The 3,436-nt window shown below is 71.2% G+C and carries 2 protein-coding genes; both read right to left on the reverse strand.

Going from position 1 to position 3,436, the window contains the following annotated elements; all coding sequences use genetic code 11:
- Window positions 1–947, reverse strand: a 947-nt coding sequence (locus tag PLL68_RS13150) for a complex I subunit 1/NuoH family protein (RefSeq protein WP_502910710.1), incomplete at its 3' end; no start/stop codon positions are given.
- A 5-nt stretch (window positions 948–952) separates the two neighbouring features.
- Window positions 953–3,436 (reverse strand): NADH-quinone oxidoreductase subunit G (locus PLL68_RS13155; protein WP_324534798.1); only part of this gene is annotated, 2,484 nt, incomplete at its 5' end.

The raw sequence follows: 3,436 nt of genomic DNA on the forward strand, positions 1-3,436 counted from the left end.
AGCTTGGCGGTGAACCACAGCAGGCCCCACCAGCCCTGGTTGAACATGCCGTCGTTGATCGCCGCGATGCCGGGAGGGGCCGCGGGGCCACCGAGGAACATCGTCGTGGCCAGCGCGGCGACGGTGAACATGTTGATGTACTCACCGAGGAAGAACATCGCGAAGCGCATCGAGCCGTACTCGGTGTGGAACCCACCGGTGAGCTCGCCCTCACCCTCGGCGAGGTCGAAGGGCAGACGGTTGGTCTCACCGACCATGGTGATGGTGAAGACGAAGAAGCTGAAGAACAGCGGGAGGGCGAACCACAGGTCTGACTGGGCAGAGACGATCTGCGAGGTCGACATCGACCCGGCGTACATGAACACGGCCACGAGCGAGAGGCCCATGGCGATCTCGTAGGAGATCATCTGCGCGGTCGCCCGCAGGCCACCCATGAGCGGGTAGGTCGAGCCGGACGACCAGCCCGCGAGCACGACACCGTAGATGCCGACGCCCGCGACGGCGAGCACGAGCAGCACGGCGACGGGGGTGTCGGTGAGCTGCAGCGGGGTCTGGTGCCCGAACAGCGACACCTCACCGGCCAGCGGCATGATCGAGAACGAGACGAAGCACATCGTCGCCGTGATGATCGGCGCCAGGGTGAAGACGAAGACGTCAGCGGCCTTGGGACGCACGTCCTCCTTGAGCATCGCCTTCATGCCGTCGGCCAGCGTCTGGAGCAGGCCGAAGGGGCCGTTGCGGTTCGGGCCGGGACGCTGCTGCATCCGGCCGATGACCCGGCGCTCGAACCAGATGACGAGCAGCGTCGACAGCAGGAGGTAGACGAAGATCATCAACCCCTTGACGACCGACAGCCAGAACGGCGTGTCGCTGAAGTCGGCCTTCGGGTTGTCGACGCTCGCGGTAGCCAGCGAGGCCACCGAGACCAGCTCGGGCAGGGCGGTCAGCGTGCTCACGCGAGGGCCTCCTTCGTGACGGACACCAGGGCTCCGGGGGCACCCTCGAGGGCGCCGCGCAGGTCACACCCGGCACTGTTCGTCGGGAGCCAGACGACGTGGTCGGCCATCTCCGAGACGAGAACCGGTGCGGTGACGCTCTGGTCGCCGGCCCGGACCGTGAGGTGGTCGCCGTCGACCACCCCGAGGTCAGCGGCCGTGGCAACCGACACCCGGGCACGTGGTGCGGGTGCGGTCCCGGCGAGGAACGGTTCACCGTCCTGCAGCGAGCCGGCGTCGAGCAGGTGCCGCCAGGTGGCGAGCACGAGGGTGCCGGGCTCGACGACGGGCAGGTCACCCGCAGGCACGGTCGGCGCAGCGGCGCGAGCGCCGTCCCACGCCCCGAGCGAGGACATCTCCGTGCGGGCCTCACGCAGGGTGCGCGTGCCGAGGAAGTCACCCATCTCGTCAGCCAGCATGTCCAGGACGCGGTAGTCGCTGTCGAAACCGGTCTCGACGGCCATCTCGAACTCGCGGGCGCGGCCCTCCCAGTCCACGAAGGTCCCGCCCTTCTCGGCGTGCGCCGCGACGGGCAGCACGACGTCCGCGACGGCGGTCACGGTCGAGGGCCGCAGGTCGAGGGAGACGACGAACGCGCGCTCCAGGGCGGCGGACGCGACGGCATCCCCGATGTCTGCGGGGTCGACACCACCGACGACGAGGGCGTTGAGTTCACCGGACGCTGCCGCGGCGAGGATCGCCGCCGTGTCACGGCCGGCGACCTCGGGCAGGGACTGCACGCCCCACGCGGTCGCGACCGCGGCGCGGGCGGCGGCGTCGGATGCCGGGCGGCCGCCGGGCAGCAGGGTGGGCAGCGCGCCGGCCTCGAGCGCACCGCGCTCACCGGCCCGACGAGGCACCCACGCCACCCGGGCACCGGTGGTCTCCGCCAGTTCCGCGACGGCACTGAGCGCACCGGGCACCGAGGCGAGCCGCTCGCCGACGAGGATGACCGCGTTCTCACGCAGCGCGGCAGAGGCCGCCGTGACGACGTCGGAGCCGGAACCGGCCGCCAGCGCGGCCAGCACCTCGGGCTCGGTGCCGGGAGCGGTCGGGATCAACGTGCCCCCGACCTTGGCCAGGCCCCGTGTCGCGACGGGCGACACGGCGTAGACGGTGGTGCCGCTCTTGCGGAAGGCCTTGCGCAGCCGCAGGAAGACCATGGGGCTCTCGTCCTCGGGCTCGAGGCCGACGAGCACCACGGTGCTGGCCGCCTCGAGGTCCGCGTAGGTCACGGAGCCACCCTCGGGCGACGTCGCCACGACGTGCGAGGCGAGGAAGTCGGCCTCCTCGGCCGAGTGCGGACGGGCGCGGAAGTCGACGTCGTTCGTTCCGAGCACGGTGCGGGCGAACTTGCCGTAGGCGTAGGCGTCCTCGGTGCTGACGCGCCCACCGACGAGCACGCCGGATGCCGTGGCGCCACGCAGGCCCGCAGCGGCGGCGGCCAGCGCATCGCGCCACGAGACGACCTTGAGCTCTCCATCGCTGCCGCGCACCATCGGGAACTCGATGCGGTCACCGACGCCGGTGTAGGCGAACGCCCAGCGGCCCTTGTCGCAGTTCCACTCCTCGTTCACGGCCGGGTCGTTGCTGGCCATGCGGCGCAGGACCGTGCCGCGGCGGTGGTCGGTGCGCTGGGCGCACCCGCTGGCGCAGTGCTCGCAGACGCTGGGCGTCGAGACGAGGTCGAACGGGCGGGAGCGGAAGCGGTAGGCGGCACCGGTGAGGGCCCCCACGGGGCAGATCTGCACCGTGTTGCCGGAGAAGTAGCTCTCGAAGGGCTGCTCCTCGTAGATGCCGACCTGCTGGAGGGCGCCGCGCTCGACCAGCGCGATGAACGGGTCACCGGCGATCTGGTCGGAGAAGCGGGTGCAGCGCGCGCACAGGACGCAGCGCTCGCGGTCGAGCAGGACCTGCGAGGAGATGTTGATCGGCTTGGGGTAGGTGCGCTTGATGTCCTCGAAGCGCGAGGTGGCGCGACCGTTGCTCATCGCCTGGTTCTGCAGGGGGCACTCGCCGCCCTTGTCGCACACCGGGCAGTCGAGCGGGTGGTTGATCAGCAGGAACTCCATGATCCCCTGCTGGGCCTTGTCGGCACCCTCGGACGTGTACTGCGTCTTGACGACCATGCCGGGGGCGACGGTCATCGTGCAGGACGCCTGGGGCTTCATCCGGCCGGGAGGGCCCTGCATCTGGGTCGGCTCCCCGGGCGTGCCGTCGGGGCCGGGCCGACCCGGCATCCACACCTCGACGAGGCACTGCCGGCACGCGCCGACCGGGTCCAGGCCCGGGTGGTCGCAGAACCGCGGGATCTCGATGCCGGCCTGCTCGGCCGCGCGGATGATGAGGGTTCCCTTGGCGACCGAGACCTCACGGTCGTCGATGGTCAGCGTCACCTGGTCGGCTGCGGGCGGTGCAGCCGCCGCTGCCGGGGTTCCGGC

The sequence above is a fragment of the Ornithinibacter sp. genome (assembly GCF_035443565.1).
Lineage (GTDB): Bacteria > Actinomycetota > Actinomycetes > Actinomycetales > Dermatophilaceae > Fodinibacter.